Origin of the sequence: Pseudomonas frederiksbergensis (assembly GCF_001874645.1) — a bacterium.
GTDB lineage: Bacteria > Pseudomonadota > Gammaproteobacteria > Pseudomonadales > Pseudomonadaceae > Aquipseudomonas > Aquipseudomonas frederiksbergensis_B.
Genome location: NZ_CP017886.1, coordinates 338360 through 359177 on the forward strand (window position 1 = coordinate 338360; position 20818 = coordinate 359177).

The window sequence follows — 20818 nt, forward strand, 5'->3', positions numbered from 1 at the left end:
GAAACGCTGTTGTGAATGACAAGCGAGAAAATAAAAAACGGGGAAGTCATGCCCTCTCTCCCCCGCTGCAGTGCGATCACCAACTATAGCGAGCACCGAAATTGAAACCCCACGGCTGTTCGATCTTGTCACCGTTGCTGTAATCGACATCAGCGTGTACAGAAACCTTGTCGGTCAGGTTCATGGCGATCCCTGCACCCAATTCGCCACGGGAACCTGAAAGGTCGTTGTTGAACACATTGTTATTGACTTTGACTTCATTGTTTTTGGCGAACTCATGCACATAAGCGGAACGGATATACGGCTGCACCACTTTGCCTTCACCCAGATTGAAATTGCGCCCGGCGGTGGCGCCGACCTTGCCCAGCAGTGAGCGAGTGCGATCACCGTCCGCGGCCAGGCCATTGTCCAGATCATAACTTTGCCCCTGAATAGCCACGCCCGATAACTGAGTGTATGGCTCGACAAAATAGTCGTCGGCCAGTTTGATATGCCGGCCGAATTCCAGAGAAGCACCGATACCGTTATTGTCGTAACTGCCCTTGGTCTTGCTGCCATCACTGAGTTGTACATCGGCCTTGTTCTGGAAACGGTTGAACTTGAGCACGCCATCAAAGTAATAACCGCTCGGCTCATCCAGCCAGGTGGTGTACGCACCGACATAGTAACTGTCGACCGTACCGCTGGTGCCATGGCTCAGGTCCAGATCGGATTTGCTATACCCGCCCAGCAAGCCTGCCAGCCACTGACCATCACCGATTGGCAACGGCGCATCGGCACCAAACGACAGGCCCTGTTGGGTCTGCTGGTAAGCCACACCGGAACTGGCATCGACATCGAACTTGTTGCCATAAGCACGAATCCAGCCACCCGCCTTGCCGCCGTCCATCCGTACTTCGCCCATTCGGCTACGCAATGTCGGGAGTTCGCCATACCAGACAGTGGGCCCCGCATTGAACAACGCCACTGCCGATGCCGCACCAGGGCTGATGACCCGAGATGCGGTGTTCAGGTACCAGTCGTTGCCGCCTTGTTTGATCAGGTCATAGGAGAAAGCACCCAGGTCTACCGGACCACCGTGCAACGAGAACTGGGCGTCACCCGCCGCGATGTGGATCACCGGGATGGCACCGGCGGCCACGGGTTCGGAACCGCTGGCATCGATTGCAACCGAGTGATTGCCGGTCGCGGTGCCGGTGACAGTCAGGGTATCGATCTGACCAAAGTTGGTGTGCATGAACAACGTACCGCCGGTGCCCGACAGATTGCCCACCGTCAACTTGAAGAATTCGCCGGGGTTACCGAACTGCACACCACCGCCGTTGAGTGCCAGGTTCGCGATGTTGCCATCGCCGACCATCACCCACCGGGCGTCGCTGTTGACGGTCAGCTGGCTGACGTTGTCGAGCTGACCGGTCAGGGTCGCGCGGTTTTGCAGCGTGATATTCGCGGTCGCACCGGCGTCAGCGACGACATCGCCGACCAGATGGCTGTTATCGACCGTCATGTTGGCCGTCGATACACCGTTGACCTCAAGAATCTTGCCGTTGCCACCCACCAGGGTGGAACCATTGTTGACCTCGATCGTGGCCAATATCGGCGCCAGACCAAAGTCGTTGACGACAATGGCTGAGCCGGTCTGACCGATGACATTGGTATCGTTGAGGACCAGTTTTCCTGGATTGCCTACGTTATCGCTGGTGGGCGTAAAGAGAACGCCCTGAGCACCGCCGCTGATTGTGCTTGCAGTTGCCGATACGGAACCGTTGGCCAACTGAAGCCCCGTACCCGTGGGGTTGGTTGCAGTCACATTGGTTTGAATCAGCGTCAAATCGCTCAAGTTTCCGGCCAGGACGCCAGTCCTGCCACCGGTAATATTGCTGCCGGTGACCGTTGCTGTGGAGCCGCTCGGGTTGGGTGCGGTGGCGGTGTACCCAAGTGACAGAGCTGTCCCGCTTGCGGTGACGTTACTGCCGCTGATGGTTGCGCTGCTGTCCACCAGATCGACAGCGGTGTTGGTCCCGATGGCGGTCGTCGTCGAGCCGTTGAGTGTCAGTGACGAACCGGGCTCAACTCGTATTTGATTGGTTGTCGCGCCATTGGCGGTCAGGTGGGCATTGTTTATGACCCGATAGTCTTCGACGACAGCGCTGCCACCGATCAAGGTGTCGGTGACAATAATTCTTGCCAACGAGTGAGTACTGGTCAGCAACAAGGGCACAAGCGTTATCCACTTGAGGGAGACCGAAAGAGGGTGTAAAGCAAAAGTCCGTTTAGCGTTCATCAGGCACCGCAATAAAGTTATTAAACATCAAACTCGCCAAACCCTCGGGTCCGGCCCATGAAATCAAGGGCGACGAGGCTAGTTAGAAAACTCAGAGGTGTCTGTAGGACTAGTCCCAAGCATCATTGGAAAAACATCATTGAAACAGCAGGAAGGGCCCCCTTCCTGCTGGTCGAAGTTGATCATGTCAAGGTCTGGGTATCACGCAGTGGTCATTACCTGAGCCTGCATCCTCGAACACGCCGATAAGACACTCCTTCACGTCGGACGCGACCATCTGACCTCGAATATTGATGCCATAGGTCACCTTGCCGAGGCCGGCATTGGAAACACCAGGTACATAGGTGGGTTTTAAACATTTCTCATAGGGGATGAACCAGTCGATGCCGGTTTGTTCTTGTACCTTGCTGACTGTCAGTTCCTCAACAAGGTAAGTCGTCGGAATCTCTGTAACCTTATCAACTTTATAGGTGTTCCAAACGGCAACCACCTGCGCGCCTTCTTTCAAGTAATCCGACGTGGGAATACGCACGTACACCCCCCACTTCCCGCTGCCATCCTCTCGCAGATGACTGCAATTGATCACTACCGCAGGGACGGTGATCTCCGGAAGGGTGACGACTTCCACCATGACGTTGATCGTTGTGCGCCGCGATTCCTGTGGGTTGGCAAACCCTGTGTGTGTCAGCGTGTAATGCAGCGGCAAGTTGTCCATTACCGGGACGAGCTTGATATCGTCCCACGGAATAGCCATTGGAATTTCCTGGGCGGGCGTTTCATTACCCGTTACGACATAGGGGGCGGAGCTGACAGCCTTGCCGTTGTAATAAAGCGTTAACGTGTCGCCAACCACAGGGGCAGGCGTGGTGAAGAGTTTGATGTGCCCTGTCGCGGGCTTGCCGATATCGGCAATGGTTAATTCTTTATCGCTGCCGCTTGAACTTTCGAATCTGATTAACTCCAGTGTAGGGCTAATTGGCTCAGGATTCGGGTTTACCGGCCCAGTGATTGCGAAGTCCGTATTGACGCTGATCTTTCCTGGCGAAGAGGTCGGGTAATCACCTCTAAATACTGTGTAGTCCACATCGATAGGCTGCACGTGGGTCGTGGAGGCAAAGTCGTACTCTCTTGCCATATGCAACCACGACACGGGGATTTTCAGCGGAAATGGACGGTGAGCACCGACAGAAGTTCGAGCCAGATTATTCTTGCCCCACGTGATCACAATCCCGTCATCATCGTCGACCCCTGTATATTCCTCGATATGTACTTTGGTCGGAAAGGCAGCATCTGCCCGATCAATCAAGCCATCATCTGCCAATGGGACCGTGCAAGCTTTCAAACCACTGGGAAGCTCCCCAAGGGCAGCCTGCACACTTTTCGGTAAGGACATTTCACTTCGATTGCCCGCCTTGTCGAACAGGAAGTACACAGCGTATTGGATTGCCGACCCTATAGCCGTTACAAAGCTCGCAGGTACGAGTATTGTCCGGTCCGAGGGCAGCAGATCAAAAAACGCAACCCGCTCGGGAAAGTCCGCCTCGTCTTCCGGCAGATCCTTCATCCAGCCGACGGCAACTTTGACAAAATCTTTTTTATCCTCGATGAAATCCGGCACCACACACTTGACACCGCCGTCGCGGGTTAAAACAGCGTCGGTAATCAAGGGCTCAACGATTTCGATGGGGGCAGGTGTAGCTGGCCTGATCGGGCCGGTTCTGTCGATGGTGACGGGAACTTCAGGTGCCAATCTAGAGCCGCCGTCGTTCCAGTTAGTGACGGTGTATCTGAATTTGAATGTACCTTCGTAGTTTTTGAAGATCTCGAGGGGAATTACCTTTTTGAGGGGGAAATCGGCATCGGGCAGGGTATCGCTGTCGGGAATATCCTCCGCAGTACCAATGGGCAGATAGTCACTTGAACTTTCAGGCAGCCACTCCAGAGCCAGCTTGTTCACCTGGCCGAACCCGATGGGTGGCCGATCCGACCACAATGGAATCGTGACGTTTATTGCAGCATCAATTTTGCCGATGGGCATCAAACCGTCCGCATCACCGGGCATCGCGTCCACAATGGTCGCTTCGATGAGCGGATCTGCAGTGAAGAAATTTGCGCGATAGTTGTTTCGCACCTGTTCAGCAGTCAGCTTTTGCTCTTGGAAGGAACTTGCCATCGTTTTCTCTCCGGAACCGTTTGAGTTCGGCCATGAACATTTTCATGGCAATCAAAACTTGTCTGGCAGTTCGACGGATGGCTTGGATACTGCGTAACCGCCCGGTCGCTCTGCTCGGTCGTAATGACCTGAGCGGATTAAGCACCGGCTTTTGAAAGTGCGATACTGTCAAACTTGACAGGTGGCGATGCATACAGTGAGTACTGGAGAGTCGGGAGAGCATTAGACTCAAGGTAATAAGCCCTGAATTCGAAGGCTGTTGAAAAGACTTGCAGGCAACCCGGAGCATGTACAGCGAACATCGTCGCAGAGCGTCTGTTTAAACGCGCGCAACGTCACTTCATGAAAACTACAAGGCCTTGCGTCGTTGCGTACGGTTACGCCAGAATCCGCCGGCTTGTGCGCCTTGGGGCCGCTCGGTAACTTGATTCGCGTCACTGCCCATCAGTGATCGGGTTTAGTCGCCCGGCTAAGGTAAAGCGGTCGTACAAGCATCATCAGTCAGGTATTCGCCTGCGCTTGATGGTAGCTGTGCGCAGGGCGTCCTCGGACGCGCCGGTTTTTGCTTTCCCTACCGGTCGACTAACCTGCGCTCAGCTGCCACCCCTTTGTTTAGTCGCGAGTGGTTGCAGCCCTACTCAAAAGGGAAGCATCTATGTTCAAGGTAACGCCAAACCCACCAGACACCGATCCGGCCTCCCCATACGAGCCCGATTCAAACAAACTCAACGAGGCCGCCGAGCGCGCCCTCGACTTCCACTTCCCGTCGATTGCCGACATCAAAGCCACCCCGCGAACACCCTGCACGCTGTTTACCGTCGACCCAGAGGCCACGACCGAAACGCTGATGGTGTATCTGGTCGAGACGCTGGCCTCGGTCGATGTGATGGTCCATGACCTGGTGGATCATCTGGAGGGGGGGTCGCGCAATGCGCTGCTGGGTATTTCCAACAGCGTGATGCTGGCGGAGATCACGGCGAACCGGGTGCTCGATCAGATCGACCCGCCGGAGTAGTTACTGACAACGCTCCCCTGGTAGCAGCTGGCGAAGCCTGCGTTCGGTTGCGTAGCAACCGTAAACCCTGAGCATGCGGTCATCCTGGAGGACCGCATTGTCTGATTTTACGACTGCTGCGCAGCCGAACGCAGGCTTCGCCTGCTGCTACAGGTTGCGCCAAGGCTTATATAACGAAGCGCGCCACCATGGCATTCAAATCCACCGCCAGACGCGACAGCTCATGGCTGGCGGCGCTGGTCTGGTTGGCTCCGGCGGCCGATTGGGTGGCCAGGTCGCGGATGTTCACCAGGTTGCGGTCGACTTCACGCGACACTTGCGCCTGTTCTTCGGACGCGCTGGCGATCACCAGGTTGCGCTCGTTGATCTGGTGGATCGACTGGGTGATTTGCTCCAGCGCCACGCCGGCCGCACGGGCCAGTTCCAGGGTCGTGTGAGTGCGCTGGTTGCTTTGCTGCATGGAGTCGACCGCTTCGCCGGTGCCGTTTTGAATCCCGGCGACCATTTTTTCGATTTCCTGGGTCGATTGCGCAGTGCGATGGGCCAAGGCGCGGACCTCGTCGGCCACCACCGCAAAACCGCGTCCGGCTTCACCGGCACGCGCCGCTTCGATGGCCGCGTTGAGCGCCAGCAGGTTGGTCTGCTCGGCAATCGCCCGAATCACGTCCAGCACCTTGCCGATATCGCGGCCCTGAGTGGCCAGACCTTCAATCATCAGCGAGGTGGTTTGTACGTCATGGGTCATGGTCTGAATGGCGTTAACGGTTTCCACCACGCGGTCGCGACCTTCACGGGCGGCCTGGGTCGATTGATTGGACGCTTCGGACGTAGAGACGGCATTACGTGCAACCTCTTCCACGGCGGCGGTCATTTCATTGACGGCGGTCGCGGCCTGTTCGATTTCGTTGTTCTGCTGTTGCAGGCCGCGCGACGCTTCCTCGGTCACCGCACTGAGTTCCTCTGCGGCAGCCCCCAGCTGATTCGCGGAACCGGCGATCTGCTCGATGGTTTTGCGCAGGTTGGCCTGCATGGTCGACAAGGCCCCGAGCAAACGCGCCGGTTCGTCCTTGCCATCGACTTCTATAGGTTTGGCGAGGTTACCGCCGGCAATCGACTCGGCGGCGGCGACGGCGCGGTTCAGTGGTGTGACGATGCTGCGGGTCAGCAGCCAGGCCAGCAACACCGTCACCAGCGCTGCGATCACCGACACCGCGATGATGCCGTTGGTGGCGTAGGCGTACTGCTCACCGGCCAAGGCGTCGGCCTCGGTCGCGCCCGCCTCGTTAATGGCGATCAGCTTGCTCAACTGCTCCCCCATCAAATCGGTACCGTCCTTGATACGCGTATTGATCAGGTTGCGTAAATCTTCGGTTTTGTTCTGCCGCGACAGCTCCATCATCTGGTTTTGCGCTTGCAGATAGCTGTCGAGGGTGGCGGCAAAGGTTTTATACAGCGCCGCTTCTTCCGGGCCCGCTGGCAGGGCTGCATAGCTCTTTTGAGCTTCTCTGGCCTTGTCAGAGAGTAAAATGACGCGGGTTTCAGCTTCTTGCAACCCGGCCGCGTCGCGGTTTACCAACACACGGAACGACAGAATGCGCAAGCGCAGGATGTTCTCTGTGATATTCCCAAGGAAGGCGACGCTGGGTAGTTGATTGGTTTCCATGTCGATGGATGCCTGACGAATGATCGACATGCGGTTCACGGCAAAGACACCGAGCACGATCACCAACAACGCAATGAAAGCAAATCCGAGGAAAGCTCGAGGCGCGATATTCATATTACGTAGGGACATAGGATGACTCTCGGGGTAGTGAAGTCTTCGAGCATCCTTGCCGTTAACGCTGCCAGGCAGGAGATCACTCCCGGCGGGCAGGTAGGCGTCATTGTTTTGATCGGTGTGTGCGCCTATACGCTGTATCGGCAGGGCTTTAGGTTTTATGCAGAGTTGAGAGAAATATATTTCTTGATGTGACAAGTGTTTCAAGGGTGAAACACTTGTCGGGTTTCAGAGGACTTTTGTAGAACGACCGAACGCAGTTTGTCAGGTTGAATGCGTTCACCGGTTTTACGGTTGCTACGCAACCGAACGCAGGCTTCGCCAGCTGCTACAGGATTACCGTTAACCCTTGCAAACCGCGATGCGCCAGACGCGGGCGATGTCCCGCGCTCGATCCTGCAACAGACGCGGGGCGTCCGCACAGGCTTGTTCCAGGGTCATCGGCCCAGACGCGAGGGCGAATGCCGCATCCACGCCATGTTCGTACATCTGCTGATAGCCCTCGCCGAGGGTGCCGGCGATCACGATCACCGGCACGCCCTGCTGCCGGGCGATACGCGCCACGCCAAAGGGTGTCTTGCCGCGCAAGGTCTGGGCGTCGAAGCGGCCCTCGCCGGTGATTACCAAGTCCGCATCACGTACCGCATCCTCCAGGCCGACCAGATCGGCGACCACTTCCACGCCGGCACGAAATTGCGCGCCAAGAAACGCCTTGGCCGCAAACCCCAGACCGCCCGCTGCACCACTGCCCGGCTCTTCGCGCAGATCTTTGCCCAGGGTTTGGGCACAGAGCCCGGCGAAATGCCCAAGGGCCAGATCCAATTGTTGAACCTGTTCGAGCGATGCGCCTTTTTGCGGGCCGAAAATGGCTGAGGCGCCGTGGGGACCGCATAGCGGATTGTTGACGTCGGCGGCGATTTCAAAACGCACAGTGGCCAGACGCGGGTCCCTGTGACTCAGGTCGATCTGCGCCAGGTGCGTCAACGCCAGGCCACCCGATTTCAATGTTTGCCCCTGGGCATCGAGCAAGCGCACACCCAGCGCCTGCAATGCACCCGCACCGGCGTCGTTGGTGGCGCTGCCGCCGATGGCCAGGATGATCCGCTGCGCCCCCGCATCGAGCGCGGCGCGGATCAGTTCGCCCGTACCAAACGTGCTGCTGGTGCATGCATCGCGCTGGCCCACCGGCACCAACTGCAAACCGCTGGCTTCGGCCATTTCGATGATCGCGGTGTGATTGTGGGGCAACCAGCCCCAGTGCGCGTCGACCTGTGTGCCGAGCGGACCCTGTACGGTGGCGCTGCGCAGTTCACCCTCGCAGGCAGCGAGAATCGACTCGACCGTCCCTTCCCCGCCGTCGGCCATCGGGCACTTGACCAGCGTCGCGTCCGGCCAGACCTCGGACAGGCCCAGTGCAATGGCATTGGCCACGGCTTCGGCACTCAGGCTGTCCTTGAACGAATCAGGGGCGATGACGATTTTCATGTGAATTCTCCAGTTCCAATGGCGCCCATGCTGCCAGTTGACATGAACAATAACGCCGGTCCACTGCACAAGTGCGGCAGGGGTTTATTGTTCATTCTCACAAAATCAAAAGATCGCAGCCTGCGGCAGCTCCGACGACCGCGTACATACCGATTCCGTAGGAGCTGGCGAAGCCTGCGATCTTTTATGGGTGAGTGTCGGTCTGCGGCAGCAGTTGCACGCCCAGGTACAAGGCGAGCATGCCATCGAGGCGCAACGGGTCAACACCGCTGAGTTCGGCGATGCGCTCCATGCGGTAGCGCAAGCTGTTGCGGTGGATACCCAGCGCATCGGCGCAGGCCTGGCTTTGGCCGTCGTGTTCGCACCAACTGCGCAAGGTCGCCAACAGTTGACCGTTACTGTCCTTGGCGATGACTTTGCGCAGTGGGCTGAGCAGCTCGTCCAGCGCATCGTCGTTGCGATGGCGCCAGAGCATGACGGGCAGTCGATAGCGGTTCAGCGTCAGCAAACGGCTTTTCGGCAGTACATCGCGCCCGTACGCCAGCAAGTCGCCGACCCGCCGATAGCAGCGACGCAAGCCTTGCAACCCATCCGCCTGGCCACCCACGGCGATGCGCAAAATGTTCCAGCCCAGCCCTTCGAGTTTCTCCAGCAAGCGCTCGTTCTCCACCGTTTGCGTGGTCGGCCGGCACCACAGCAACGACGACTTGGCGGAACTCACGCACCAACTGTCGGGATAGCGTGAGATCAGCCAGGCACTCAAGGCCTCGGCGGTTTGCCCCGCCCCATGTTCCAGGCCCAACTCAAACAAATAAGGCGTGCGCGACAGCTGCGGTTTGAGGCCCATTTGCTGTGCTTCGTCAATCAGCCGTGGCGAGTCCCCCGCCTCACTGAGCAGCAACGCCAACAGGTCATCGCAACGCTGGCGACGCCATTGCTGGTCGGCCTGCTGGTTGCGCTGGCCGACCAGCATCTCGGCAGTCATGCGCACCAGTTCCGCATAAGTACGCAGTTGTTCCGGTTCACCGGTAATGCCCAGTACGCCGATCAGGCGCTGATCGAGCAGCAGCGGCAAATTGATCCCCGGCTGTACACCTTTGAGGTGCACGGCGGTCTGGGCGTCGATTTCCACCACCCGACCGTTCGCCAACACCAGCTGCGCGCCTTCGTGTCGGGTGTTGACCCGCTCCGGCTCGCCGCTGCCGAGGATCAGCCCTTGGCTGTCCATGACGTTGACGTTGTACGGCAGGATGGCCATCGCCCGGTCGACGATATCCTGCGCCAGGTCGTGATCGAGTTCGAACATGCGGCGTAGTCCTTGAAAACGGGCGGTGATTGATTGTTCACCCGCACAGGCAGTGGGTGCAAACCCTGTGCTCAGGCACAAAGACATCCGCTTAGGGGTGACCGAGACTCTGTGGGCGATCAACGTTACCCTCGTATCGCAAAAAATCATAATAAAGAGAGACCCGCCATGTCACAGAGCGCCGCCGCCACCCTGGCCACCGATGACGATAAAAATGCCGTCTACAAGCGCGTTACCCTGCGCCTGATCCCCTTCATCTTCATCTGCTATCTGTTCAACTACCTCGACCGGGTCAACGTTGGATTTGCCAAACTGCAGATGCTCGATGCGCTGAAATTCAGCGAAACCGTGTACGGCCTCGGGGCCGGGATTTTCTTCATTGGCTACGTGCTGTGCGGCGTACCGAGCAACCTGGCACTGACAAAATTCGGTCCTCGGCGCTGGATCGCGCTGATGATGGTCACCTGGGGCATGCTGTCGACCTGCCTGCTGTTCGTCACCACACCGACCGGGTTCTACACCCTGCGCCTGTTCACCGGTGCCGCCGAAGCCGGGTTCTTCCCAGGCGTAGTGCTGTACCTCTCGCAGTGGTTCCCGACGTTCCGACGTGGCCGCATCATGGCGCTGTTCATGTCGGCGATTCCGGTGTCCGGGCTGCTCGGCAGCCCGTTCTCTGGCTGGATCCTCAACCACTTTGCCACCGGCCAAGGTGGCCTCGCCGGCTGGCAGTGGATGTTCCTGCTACAAGGCATTCCGACCATCGCCCTCGGCGCTCTTGCGTTCTTCCTGCTCAGCGACAACTTCGCCAGCGCCAAATGGTTGAAACCGGAAGAACGTGCGGTACTTGAGGCGGATCAAGCCATCGATTGGGCCAACAAACCGAAAACCGCCACCGACTCGCTGCTGGCCGTGTTCAAGAACCCGGCGATCTGGGCGTTCGGCCTGATCTACTTCTGCATTCAAAGCGGCGTTTACGCGATCAACTTCTGGCTGCCGTCGATCATCAAGAACCTCGGTTTCGCCGATAACCTGGTGATTGGCTGGCTCAGTGCGATTCCCTATCTGCTGGCCGCGGTATTCATGCTGATGGTCGGTCGCTCGGCCGACCTGCATAAAGAACGCCGCTGGCATTTGGTGGTGCCGATGCTGATGGGCGCGGTGGGTCTGTTGATCGCCGTGAACTTTGCGGCCAACCCGGCTATTGCGATTCTTGGCCTGACCCTCGCCACCATGGGCGCCCTCACCGGCCTGCCGATGTTCTGGCCGGTGCCGACCGCCATGCTCAGCGCCGGTGCGGCCGCCGGTGGCCTGGCGTTGATCAACTCCATGGGCCAGATGGCCGGTTTCCTCAGCCCGTATCTGGTGGGTTGGGTCAAGGACAGCACCGGCTCGACCGATGCTGCGTTGTACCTGCTGGCCGGTGTGATTGCCTGCGGCAGTGTGCTGGCGCTGCGCATGACCCGGACCTTGCGGGTGTAACGCGGCAAGATCAAAAGATCGCAGCCTGCGGCAGCTCCTACGGTGTACCTCATTCCCGTGTAGGAGCTGCCGCAGGCTGCGATCTTTTCGTTTGCCACACCCGACTATTCTGGTATTTGATTGAGCCTTTCCCACCCGTAAAAGGATTTCAACATGAGCTACCGCACGCTGGGTCATTCGGGTTTGCAGGTTTCGACCCTGACCCTGGGCACCATGATGTTTGGCGAGCAGACCAGCCCTGAAGATTCACTGCGGATCATCGACAAGGCCTGGGATCAGGGCGTCAATTTCATCGACACTGCAGACGTGTACACCAGCGGCCGCTCCGAGGAAATCGTCGGCGAAGCCATTGCCGGTCACCGCCATGAATGGGTGGTGGCCTCCAAGGTCGGTTTCGGCCCGGTGGACGGTGTGCCGAATCGCAGCGGGCTGAGCCGCAAGCACTTGTTCAATGGTATCGACGCCAGCCTGACCCGCTTGGGCACCGATTATCTGGACATCTATTACCTGCACCGCGAAGACCACGACACGCCGCTGGAGGTGACGGTGTCGGCCATTGGCGATCTGATTCGCCAAGGCAAGATCCGTTACTGGGGCCTGTCCAACTACCGTGGCTGGCGTATCAGCGACGTGATCCGTGTTGCCGAGAAACTTGGCGTCGACAAACCGGTGATCAGTCAGCCGCTGTACAACATCGTCAACCGCCAGGCGGAAACCGAACAGATCACCGCCGCGCAAAACTATGGCCTCGGCGTGGTGCCCTACAGCCCGTTGGCCCGTGGCGTATTGAGCGGCAAGTACGCGCCGGACGTCACCCCGGACATCAACAGCCGCGCTGGCCGTCAGGACAAGCGCATTCTGGAAACCGAATGGCGGGTCGAGTCGCTGCGCATTGCCCAGCAGATTCAGGCGTACACGCAGGAGCGCGGCGTCGGCATCGTCGAGTTCGCCATCGCCTGGGTGCTGAACAACTCGGCCGTCAGCTCGGCCATCGTCGGCCCGCGCACCGAAGCCCAATGGGATGCCTACACCAAGGCCCTGGCGGTGAAAATCACCGCCGAAGACGAAGCCTTCATTGACTCGCTGGTGACGCCGGGACACTCGTCGACGCCGGGATTCAATGATGTGAGCCATTTTGTCTCGGGCCGCACCCCACGCTAACTCTGTAGGAGCTGCCGGAGGCTGCGATCTTTGTTTTTAAGATCAAAAGATCGCAGCCTCCGGCAGCTCCTACGGGTATTAGGCTATTCTCTGCGCCCCCTGAGTTCCCCACGTGTCGCGAGGACAGTTTGTCTAAAGGTATTGCTCTATCGGTGTCAGCCTCGGTGCTGTTCGCCGTCATGTATTTCTACACCTCGTTGCTGTCGCCCCTGAGCGGCGTGGAAATCTTTGGCTGGCGAATGCTGCTGACCGTACCGTGCATGACCGTGTTCATGGTGGTTTCCGGTGAATGGCGACGTGTGGTCGAAATCCTCCGTCGGGTGGGCAGTAAACCGGCATTGTCAGGTGCTCTGCTGGTTTCCTCGGCATTACTCGGCGTGCAACTCTGGTTGTTCATGTGGGCGCCGCTGAATGGTCATAGCCTTGACGTTTCGCTGGGCTACTTCCTGCTGCCACTGACGATGGTGCTGACCGGGCGCATCGCCTATGGCGAACAGCTCTCGCACCTGCAAAAGGTCGCCGCGTTTTTTGCCACCCTCGGGGTGCTCAATGAGTTGTATCAGGTGGGCAGTTTTTCCTGGGCGACCCTGTTGGTGGCCATCGGTTACCCGACCTACTTCGTGCTGCGCCGACGTTTGGCGTCGGACAACCTCGGCGGTTTGTGGCTGGACATGGCGCTCATGCTGCCGGTGGCGTACGGGTTCGTGCACAGCGGTGAACAAGGCTTTGCGGTATTCGATCAACATCCATGGTTGTCGCTGCTGATCCCGCTGCTCGGGGTGATCAGTGCGTCGGCGCTGGTGGTGTACATCATCGCCAGCCGGTTGCTGCCGTTCAGCCTGTTCGGGCTACTGAGCTATGTCGAGCCGGTGCTGTTGCTGAGGGTTGCCTTGCTGCTGGGGGAAAGCATCAAGTCTGGGGAATGGCTGACGTATATCCCGATCTGGCTGGCGGTGCTGGTGTTGATGCTTGAAGGGTTCAAGCATTTGATGCGGCATCGACGCCCATAAAAGCAAAAGATCGCAGCCTGCGGCAGCTCCTACACCGGTATCCATTTATGCCGTAGGAGCTGCCGCAGGCTGCGATCTTTTGATCCAAAAAAAGCCCGATCAACAGTAATGCTGACCAGGCTTTTTCACAGCTGAAGCAAATTACTCAGTGCTGAGCACACCGCGGCGAACCTGGTCGCGTTCGATGGATTCGAACAGTGCCTTGAAGTTGCCTTCGCCGAAACCATCGTCGCCTTTACGCTGGATGAATTCGAAGAACACCGGGCCCATCAAGGTTTCCGAGAAGATTTGCAGCAGCAGACGCTTGTCGCCCGACTCAGACGAACCGTCCAGCAGAATTCCCCGCGCTTGCAGTTCGTTGACCGGCTCGCCGTGGTTCGGCAAACGGCCTTCGAGCATTTCGTAGTAGGTCTCTGGCGGCGCGGTCATGAAGCGCATGCCGATCTTTTTCAGGTGGTCCCAGGTCTTCACCAGGTCATCGGAGAGGAAGGCAACGTGCTGGATACCCTCGCCGTTGAACTGCATCAGGAACTCTTCGATCTGCCCGGCGCCCTTGGACGACTCTTCGTTCAGCGGGATGCGGATCATGCCATCCGGAGCGGTCATGGCCTTGGAGGTCAGGCCGGTGTATTCGCCCTTGATGTCGAAGTAACGGATCTCGCGGAAGTTGAACAACTTCTCGTAGAAGTTCGCCCAATAAGCCATACGGCCGCGATACACGTTATGGGTCAGGTGGTCGATGATCTTCAGGCCCGCCCCTACCGGGTGGCGGTCAACACCGTCGATGAACACAAAGTCGATGTCATAGATCGAACTGCCTTCGCCGAAACGGTCGATCAGGTACAGCGGCGCGCCGCCGATGCCTTTGATCGCCGGCAGGTTCAGCTCCATAGGACCGGTTTCGATGTGGATCGGCTGGGCGCCGAGTTCCAGGGCTCGCTTGTAGGCTTTTTGCGAATCCTTGACACGGAACGCCATGCCGCACACCGACGGGCCGTGTTCGGCCGCAAAGTACGAGGCTACGCTGTGGGGTTCGTTGTTGAGGATCAGGTTGATCTGGCCCTGACGGTACAAGTGCACGTCTTTGGAGCGGTGGGTCGCGACCTTGGTGAAGCCCATGATCTCGAAGATCGGTTCAAGGGTGTTCGGGATCGGCGATGCAAGCTCAATGAACTCAAAGCCCATCAGGCCCATTGGGTTTTCGTATAAATCTGCCATGGTTGGCGCCTCATCATGATGCTTTTGGAATTAACGGCTGGATTAACGGAGCGTTAGTTACAAGCAATGCTGAGAGCGGCGGGTGGCGCGCAGGAGATGCCTCGCACACTGCGGGCGAGAAAATCACCGTAGATCAATTGGAACCCAAATATCTTCATTGTCGACCCAAGGCTCTTGCGGGCGAGGCTTCTGCTGCCAGAAGACGTTATTCTTATATGCGTAAACCGATTCTACACAGCGTAACCAGATTTGTCCGCCTTCTCTATAAAATGCCCCTTTTGGGCGCCGGTGCAAGGGGTTTGTTGCACAGGTAGATGCCCAGCAGAATCGCCCCGCCTCCCAGGTACATCGCCCCACTTAAATCACCGGCGACCCTGGCGTTTATCAAATTGGCCACGAGTCTGGATTACCGCTGAAAAGCACAAAGCCTGTACGCCATCTATCATGGCCCGTATCTGTACTCTTTTTGAAAGGCAAGCCTGTGCCCTGCCTGCATTCGAGAGCCCTACTCTTTCTGAGAGCCCTACTCCATCGTCGCAGGTTCCACCAATGCCCTTGACCATCAACGTCCGTCGCACGCCACTGACTCGCAACCTCATCACGCTGCTGATCGGCCTGATTCCCGTGGTACTGGGAACCGTCATTCTGCGCATGCAAGCCGAACAGGGGCTGGAACAGAGCACCTACCAAACAGCCGAAGAAGCGGTACGGCAATTCGATTTGATGCTCGACAACACCGCGCAGGCGGCACAAGAACTGCTGCCGCTGGCTGGACAACCTTGCGCCGAGGTAAAACTGGCATTGCGCGAACAAGTCACGCGCCGACCCTTTGTGCGCTCGACCAATCTGGTGTGGGATAACAATCTGTATTGCAGCTCGCTGTTTGGCGACTATCAGGCAGCGGTTGATCCTGGCGAGTACACCCAAGGCACGTTGTGGTTGATGAACGGCAATCCGGTCACACCCAATACCGCATTGCTGGTGTATCGCCTCAGCAAAGGCAGACAAGGCGCCCTAACCTCCCTGGACGGCTATCACCTGAGCAACGTCCTGCGGCTGATTGGTCGCAAGACCCTGCTGTTACTGCAAGTCGGCCCCCACTGGCTGTCGGCCGATGGCAAGGTCCATGAGGGCGCCCTGCCCGTATTACCGGTAGCCCGAAGCAATCTTGAATCTTCGCGGTATGCCTTTGAGGTCGAGGCCGGCTTTCCCGAGGGCGAAGTCTGGCGCTACATGAAAAGTGAATACCCGCCGCTTTTCAGCCTGCTGATCTTCTTTGGGGTGATTGCCGGGACCCTTGGTCATTGGCTACAGAAGCGCTCGTCGTCACCGAGTCATGAATTGCGGCGAGCACTGGAAGCCAATGAGTTCATTCCTTACTTTCAGCCCGTGGTCCACGGCGACACTAAACAGTGGGCCGGCATTGAAGTCTTGATGCGCTGGAAGCACCCAAAAGAAGGGCTGGTGCGTCCGGACCTGTTCATTCCATTCGCTGAGCATTCTGGATTGATCGTGCCGATGACCCGCTCGTTGATGCGCCAGACTGCGGCGTTGCTCGCCCCGCATGCACATGTGTTCCATACGCGCTTTCACATCGGCATCAACATCACCGCCAGCCACTGTCGTGACCTTGAGCTGGTAGACGATTGCCGCGAGTTTCTCGCAGCCTTCCCGCCTGACAAGGTTGCGCTGGTTCTGGAGCTGACCGAACGCGAGCTGATCGAACCCAACGCCATCACCCTTCAATTGTTCGAACAGTTACATGAGCTGGGGGTGATGATTGCGATCGATGACTTCGGTACCGGGCATTCAAGCCTGGGCTATTTGCGCCAGTTCAATGTGGACTTTCTGAAAATCGATCAAAGCTTTGTGGCGATGATCGGTGCCGATGCCTTGTCACGCCATATACTCGACAGCATTATCGAACTCTCGGCCAAGCTGGACCTTGGTATCGTTGCCGAAGGTGTCGAAACCCTCGAACAGAGTGATTATCTTGCCCGTCATGGGGTGAACTTTCTGCAAGGCTACCTATTTGGACGACCGATGCCGGGCGCCGATTTCATTATTGCGTTGAACAGCCATTAATTAGCCACTTTCCGCGTTCCATGGAGATCCTCAACAAAAGGAGCCGCAGCACATTGCACCAAACAGCAGCGTACGTTACATCATGAAAAAGACGTGATTTACTCTGAGCGAATTAACTACTACAATTTTTCTTGCCTGCGCGAGATTGACAGGTGAGCCATTAACACCGAGTCGCTACAAGGCTCTTGGCTTATAGCTTTGTTGGCGGTTGGTATCAGCCAAATACACTATTGGAGTAAAGATATTGTCCAGACTCGCTGAATTTCGTGCCGCTGAAAAGGCCCTTCAAGAACAGCTCGCACAGCTGGAATCGCTGAAGAACGACGCCGGGCTCAAGAAAGAAATCGAATTCGAAGAAAAGCTCCAGGGGCTGATGAAAACCTACGGCAAAAGCCTGCGCGACATCATCGCCATTCTCGACCCGAACCCAAAATCCAGCCTCCAGCAGGCCGCCGCACCTAAAACCCGCCGCGCTCGCGTGGTCAAGGTTTATCAAAACCCGCACACCGGTGAATTGATTGAAACCAAGGGCGGCAATCACCGCGGCCTGAAAGCCTGGAAGGAACAATATGGTGCGAGCACCGTCGACTCCTGGCTGCGCGCTTAAGCTTCCCTGCGCCCCTCCAAAAGCCCTGCCTGTGCAGGGCTTTTTTATGCTCGGCTACACTTGATGCAACGATGATCGTCGATCTAGTTGGAAACGCCCGCCAAATACCGTGGGCACGCGGCACAACTTTGTTCTTAATCCCTTTGGGTATTAAACACTAACTCTCGGCACTGAAAGCGTGCAGACGTCGCGCACTACTAAAGTTTCAAACTGTTTCGCGCATCGCGTATGTCATCCTGACTTGCGGCATAAGCCTCGGCTTGGCCTGCGTAGGAAAAAACATAGGCCTTATCGGCATCTAGCGCCGCGACTAATGTTTGCGACAACAGATGTCGTCCATTCTGCGTGACCGTACAGGTGGTTTCCAGCGCTGGCAGCCTGCTCAATGTAGCAGGATGAATTTTGTTGCAAACACTTTGATAGCCGCCCTGAAAAAAATCCTTTTGCACGGACTTGCGCATTTCCAGCAGCACACCTTGCAAATTGACTTCATGCCCAGGCTCAACCTGGCTCATGGTCAACTCCATCACCAGGACCGGATCACCGTTTGCATCGTTTTTCACCGCCCGCTGCCTTGAAACCCTGGACGATGTTTGAGCTGTCGCATCCTCTTGTGGCAACACTTGCACTTCCCAGCCGCTGGGCCAGGTAATCTCGGGAAGCACAGTCTCGGCGCGGGCAACAGCCGAAAACAGGCAGGTCAACACAAACAGATAGCAATACGGTCGCAACATTGCACTCAACACTGACGGGGTGAACGTTAAAGTTTGAGCCCAGCCACGCCACCAGGCAATAGCCGAAGGTTTTGCTTTGGCGCAATGCGCGCCCCTTGCGTATTATTGGCGTACCGCAAGGAAGCCCAATCAACTGCAAGCCAAGGGACAGCTCTTATCTGGAGCGCCGTTTGCCCCACTTATTTCCCGGAGGGCCCATGAGCCTGCACGAACTGAACACGTTCCCCGGCGTTACCGCCCAACCTGACACTGCCACGCAGCAATTCGTCTTCAACCACACCATGTTGCGGGTCAAGGACATCACCAAATCCCTGGACTTCTACACGCGCATCCTCGGCTTTACGCTGGTGGAAAAGCGCGACTTTCCGGAAGCCGAGTTCAGCCTGTACTTCCTGGCGCTGGTCGATAAAAACCAGATCCCGGCCGACGCCGCTGCACGCACCCAGTGGATGAAATCGATTCCCGGCATTCTTGAGCTGACGCACAACCACGGCACCGAGAACGATGCGGATTTCGCCTACCACAATGGCAACGCCGACCCTCGCGGTTTCGGCCATATCTGCATCTCCGTACCGGACATTCGTGCCGCATGCGAGCGCTTCGAAGCCCTGGGCTGCGATTTCCAGAAGCGCCTGAACGACGGCCGCATGAAGAGCCTGGCCTTCATCAAGGACCCGGACGCGTACTGGGTTGAAATCATTCAGCCGGCACCGCTGTAAAAAGATCGCAGGCTTCGCCAGCTCCTACAGAGCTTGATTCGGCGTAGGAGCTGCCGCAGGCTCGGGCCGCGTTCGGACGATCTTTTGATCCATATATAAAAAACCCCATGATCGCTCATGGGGTTTTGTGCTTTCAGCGTTGAGGTTTATGCCGGGGCAGACGTGCGAATCAGATGATCGAAAGCACTCAACGATGCCTTGGCACCCTCGCCTACTGCAATCACGATCTGCTTGTATGGCACGGTCGTGACGTCACCGGCAGCAAACACACCTGGTATCGAAGTCTCACCACGGTTGTCGACGATGATTTCGCCGCGCGGCGACAGCTCGACGGTGCCTTTGAGCCAATCGGTATTAGGCAACAAACCGATCTGCACGAAGATCCCTTCCAGCTCTACACTCAGCACTTCGCCTGACTGACGATCCTTGTAACGCAAGCCGTTGACCTTCTGACCGTCGCCGGTCACTTCAGTGGTTTGCGCATGGGTGATCACCGTCACGTTCGGCAGGCTGTGCAACTTGCGTTGCAACACCGCATCGGCACGCAACTGCACGTCGAACTCCAGCAGGGTCACGTGGGCGACAATACCGGCCAGGTCGATGGCCGCTTCCACACCCGAGTTACCGCCACCGATCACCGCAACGCGCTTGCCTTTGAACAGCGGGCCGTCGCAGTGCGGGCAGTACGCCACGCCCTTGTTGCGATATTGCTGCTCGCCCGGGACGTTCATTTCACGCCAGCGAGCACCGGTCGCAAGGATCACGGTCCTGGCCTTGAGCGAAGCGCCACTGGCGAATTTGATCTCGTGCAACTCGCCGTTCTTGCCCGGCAGCAACGTGTCGGCGCGCTGCAGGTTCATGATGTCGACGTCGTATTGCTTGACGTGTTCTTCCAGTGCAACAGCCAGCTTCGGCCCTTCAGTCTCTTGTACCGAGATGAAGTTTTCGATGGCCATGGTGTCCAGCACCTGACCACCAAAACGCTCGGCCGCAACGCCGGTACGAATGCCTTTACGGGCCGCGTAGATCGCCGCCGAAGCACCGGCCGGGCCACCACCGACAACCAGCACGTCAAAGGTTTCTTTGGCGTTTATTTTCTCGGCCTGGCGCTCGATGGCGCGGGTGTCGATCTTGGCGATGATTTCTTCCAGGCCCATACGGCCCTGACCGAAATTAACGCCGTTCAGGTAAACGCTTGGCACCGCCATGATCTGACGCTCAGTGACTTCGTCCTGGAACAACGCACCGTCGATGGCGACGTGACGGATGTTCGGGTTGAGCACCGCCATCAGATTCAACGCCTGAACCACGTCCGGGCAGTTCTGGCACGACAGCGAGAAGTAGGTCTCGAAGTTGAACTCGCCTTTGAGCGAGCGGATCTGTTCGATCACCTCGACACTGGCCTTTGAAGGGTGACCGCCGACTTGCAGCAAGGCCAGCACCAACGAAGTGAATTCGTGGCCCATGGGGATACCGGCGAAACGCAGGCTGATATCACTTCCCGGGCGGTTCAACGAGAACGATGGCTTACGCACATCGGTACCGTTGTCGAGCAAGGTAATGTGCTGGGAAAGACTGGCAACGTCTTTGAGTAACGCGAGCATTTCCTGGGATTTCGCACCGTCGTCGAGGGAGGCGACGATCTCGATCGGCTGGGTGACCCGTTCCAGGTATGACTTCAACTGAGCTTTAAGATTGGCGTCCAACATACGGGCGATTTCCATTTTGAATACGGTAGAAAAAACAACGCCCGGGCTGTCGCCTG

The 20818-nt window shown here is 57.6% G+C and carries 15 protein-coding genes and 1 pseudogene; 7 read left to right on the plus strand and 9 right to left on the minus strand.

The features are described 5' to 3' along the window. Nucleotides 1-76 precede the first annotated feature (76 nt). Nucleotides 77-2284 (minus strand): autotransporter outer membrane beta-barrel domain-containing protein, encoded by a 2208-nt coding sequence (locus BLL42_RS01495; RefSeq protein ID WP_071550465.1) that lies wholly within the window; start codon nucleotides 2282-2284, stop codon nucleotides 77-79. Between the two features lie 187 nt (nucleotides 2285-2471). Next, a complete protein-coding gene (locus BLL42_RS01500; RefSeq protein ID WP_071550466.1) occupies nucleotides 2472-4457 on the minus strand; it encodes a hypothetical protein in 1986 nt (661 codons plus the stop codon). Nucleotides 4458-5112: 655 nt separating this feature from the next. Here BLL42_RS01500 and BLL42_RS01505 point away from each other — a divergent pair. Then, nucleotides 5113-5472 (plus strand): DUF6124 family protein, encoded by a 360-nt coding sequence (locus tag BLL42_RS01505; RefSeq protein WP_071550467.1) that lies wholly within the window; start codon nucleotides 5113-5115, stop codon nucleotides 5470-5472. A 166-nt stretch (nucleotides 5473-5638) separates the two neighbouring features. Here the strand turns inward: BLL42_RS01505 and BLL42_RS30945 are convergent, their stop codons facing one another. From BLL42_RS30945 to BLL42_RS01520, 4 genes and pseudogenes are all read right to left on the minus strand, one after another. Next, on the minus strand, nucleotides 5639-6502 hold the full coding sequence (locus BLL42_RS30945; RefSeq protein ID WP_408004041.1) for a methyl-accepting chemotaxis protein: 864 nt from the start codon (nucleotides 6500-6502) through the stop codon (nucleotides 5639-5641). Beyond that, a pseudogene (locus tag BLL42_RS30950) lies at nucleotides 6497-7264 on the minus strand (MCP four helix bundle domain-containing protein); the annotation flags it as partial. The gene BLL42_RS30945 and the pseudogene BLL42_RS30950, both read right to left, overlap by 6 nt. A 327-nt stretch (nucleotides 7265-7591) precedes the next feature. Further along, the gene (locus tag BLL42_RS01515; protein ID WP_071550469.1) at nucleotides 7592-8734 is read right to left on the minus strand and encodes a glycerate kinase; all 1143 of its coding nucleotides are present in this window, start codon (nucleotides 8732-8734) and stop codon (nucleotides 7592-7594) included. A 184-nt stretch (nucleotides 8735-8918) separates the two neighbouring features. After that, nucleotides 8919-10040: a sugar diacid recognition domain-containing protein gene (locus BLL42_RS01520; RefSeq protein ID WP_071550470.1), complete on the minus strand. Its 1122-nt coding sequence runs from the start codon at nucleotides 10038-10040 to the stop codon at nucleotides 8919-8921. A gap of 168 nt (nucleotides 10041-10208) precedes the next feature. Between BLL42_RS01520 and BLL42_RS01525 the strand changes: the two genes are divergently transcribed. From BLL42_RS01525 to rarD, 3 genes are all read left to right on the plus strand, one after another. After that, on the plus strand, nucleotides 10209-11519 hold the full coding sequence (locus BLL42_RS01525; RefSeq protein ID WP_071550471.1) for an MFS transporter: 1311 nt from the start codon (nucleotides 10209-10211) through the stop codon (nucleotides 11517-11519). 153 nt (nucleotides 11520-11672) lie between these two features. Continuing rightward, nucleotides 11673-12680 (plus strand): aldo/keto reductase, encoded by a 1008-nt coding sequence (locus BLL42_RS01530; protein ID WP_071550472.1) that lies wholly within the window; start codon nucleotides 11673-11675, stop codon nucleotides 12678-12680. 128 nt (nucleotides 12681-12808) lie between these two features. After that, nucleotides 12809-13690 (plus strand): EamA family transporter RarD, encoded by an 882-nt coding sequence (rarD, locus tag BLL42_RS01535; protein WP_071550473.1) that lies wholly within the window; start codon nucleotides 12809-12811, stop codon nucleotides 13688-13690. A gap of 141 nt (nucleotides 13691-13831) precedes the next feature. On the opposite strand, the gene hppD is transcribed toward rarD, so the two are convergent. Next, a complete protein-coding gene (gene hppD / locus BLL42_RS01540) occupies nucleotides 13832-14908 on the minus strand; it encodes a 4-hydroxyphenylpyruvate dioxygenase (protein ID WP_071550474.1) in 1077 nt (358 codons plus the stop codon). Nucleotides 14909-15457: 549 nt separating this feature from the next. On the opposite strand from hppD, the gene BLL42_RS01545 reads away from it, so the two are divergent. Both BLL42_RS01545 and BLL42_RS01550 read left to right on the plus strand, forming a co-directional pair. After that, nucleotides 15458-16993: an EAL domain-containing protein gene (locus BLL42_RS01545; protein ID WP_071550475.1), complete on the plus strand. Its 1536-nt coding sequence runs from the start codon at nucleotides 15458-15460 to the stop codon at nucleotides 16991-16993. Nucleotides 16994-17237: 244 nt separating this feature from the next. Next, nucleotides 17238-17600: a histone-like nucleoid-structuring protein, MvaT/MvaU family gene (locus BLL42_RS01550; protein ID WP_071550476.1), complete on the plus strand. Its 363-nt coding sequence runs from the start codon at nucleotides 17238-17240 to the stop codon at nucleotides 17598-17600. 197 nt (nucleotides 17601-17797) lie between these two features. On the opposite strand, the gene BLL42_RS01555 is transcribed toward BLL42_RS01550, so the two are convergent. After that, the gene (locus tag BLL42_RS01555; protein ID WP_071550477.1) at nucleotides 17798-18334 is read right to left on the minus strand and encodes a DUF4946 domain-containing protein; all 537 of its coding nucleotides are present in this window, start codon (nucleotides 18332-18334) and stop codon (nucleotides 17798-17800) included. A gap of 197 nt (nucleotides 18335-18531) precedes the next feature. Here BLL42_RS01555 and gloA point away from each other — a divergent pair, with 197 nt between their 5' ends. Then, the gene (gene gloA, locus BLL42_RS01560) at nucleotides 18532-19053 is read left to right on the plus strand and encodes a lactoylglutathione lyase (protein ID WP_071550478.1); all 522 of its coding nucleotides are present in this window, start codon (nucleotides 18532-18534) and stop codon (nucleotides 19051-19053) included. A 146-nt stretch (nucleotides 19054-19199) separates the two neighbouring features. On the opposite strand, the gene ahpF is transcribed toward gloA, so the two are convergent. Further along, the gene (ahpF, locus tag BLL42_RS01565) at nucleotides 19200-20762 is read right to left on the minus strand and encodes an alkyl hydroperoxide reductase subunit F (RefSeq protein ID WP_071550479.1); all 1563 of its coding nucleotides are present in this window, start codon (nucleotides 20760-20762) and stop codon (nucleotides 19200-19202) included. Nucleotides 20763-20818: the final 56 nt, after the last annotated feature.

What these genes read in the sequence shown, in the direction of transcription:
- BLL42_RS01530 (WP_071550472.1), top strand. Translation starts at nt 11,673, where the DNA reads ATGAGCTACCGCACGCTGGGTCATTCGGGTTTGCAGGTTTCGACCCTG.
- BLL42_RS01545 (WP_071550475.1), top strand. Translation starts at nt 15,458, where the DNA reads ATGCCCTTGACCATCAACGTCCGTCGCACGCCACTGACTCGCAACCTC.
- BLL42_RS30945 (WP_408004041.1), bottom strand. Translation starts at nt 6,502, where the DNA reads ATGCAGGCCAACCTGCGCAAAACCATCGAGCAGATCGCCGGTTCCGCG.
- gloA (WP_071550478.1), top strand. Translation starts at nt 18,532, where the DNA reads ATGAGCCTGCACGAACTGAACACGTTCCCCGGCGTTACCGCCCAACCT.
- hppD (WP_071550474.1), bottom strand. Translation starts at nt 14,908, where the DNA reads ATGGCAGATTTATACGAAAACCCAATGGGCCTGATGGGCTTTGAGTTC.
- ahpF (WP_071550479.1), bottom strand. Translation starts at nt 20,762, where the DNA reads ATGTTGGACGCCAATCTTAAAGCTCAGTTGAAGTCATACCTGGAACGG.
- BLL42_RS01505 (WP_071550467.1), top strand. Translation starts at nt 5,113, where the DNA reads ATGTTCAAGGTAACGCCAAACCCACCAGACACCGATCCGGCCTCCCCA.
- BLL42_RS01495 (WP_071550465.1), bottom strand. Translation starts at nt 2,284, where the DNA reads ATGAACGCTAAACGGACTTTTGCTTTACACCCTCTTTCGGTCTCCCTC.
- BLL42_RS01525 (WP_071550471.1), top strand. Translation starts at nt 10,209, where the DNA reads ATGTCACAGAGCGCCGCCGCCACCCTGGCCACCGATGACGATAAAAAT.
- BLL42_RS01520 (WP_071550470.1), bottom strand. Translation starts at nt 10,040, where the DNA reads ATGTTCGAACTCGATCACGACCTGGCGCAGGATATCGTCGACCGGGCG.
- BLL42_RS01555 (WP_071550477.1), bottom strand. Translation starts at nt 18,334, where the DNA reads ATGTTGCGACCGTATTGCTATCTGTTTGTGTTGACCTGCCTGTTTTCG.
- BLL42_RS01515 (WP_071550469.1), bottom strand. Translation starts at nt 8,734, where the DNA reads ATGAAAATCGTCATCGCCCCTGATTCGTTCAAGGACAGCCTGAGTGCC.
- BLL42_RS01500 (WP_071550466.1), bottom strand. Translation starts at nt 4,457, where the DNA reads ATGGCAAGTTCCTTCCAAGAGCAAAAGCTGACTGCTGAACAGGTGCGA.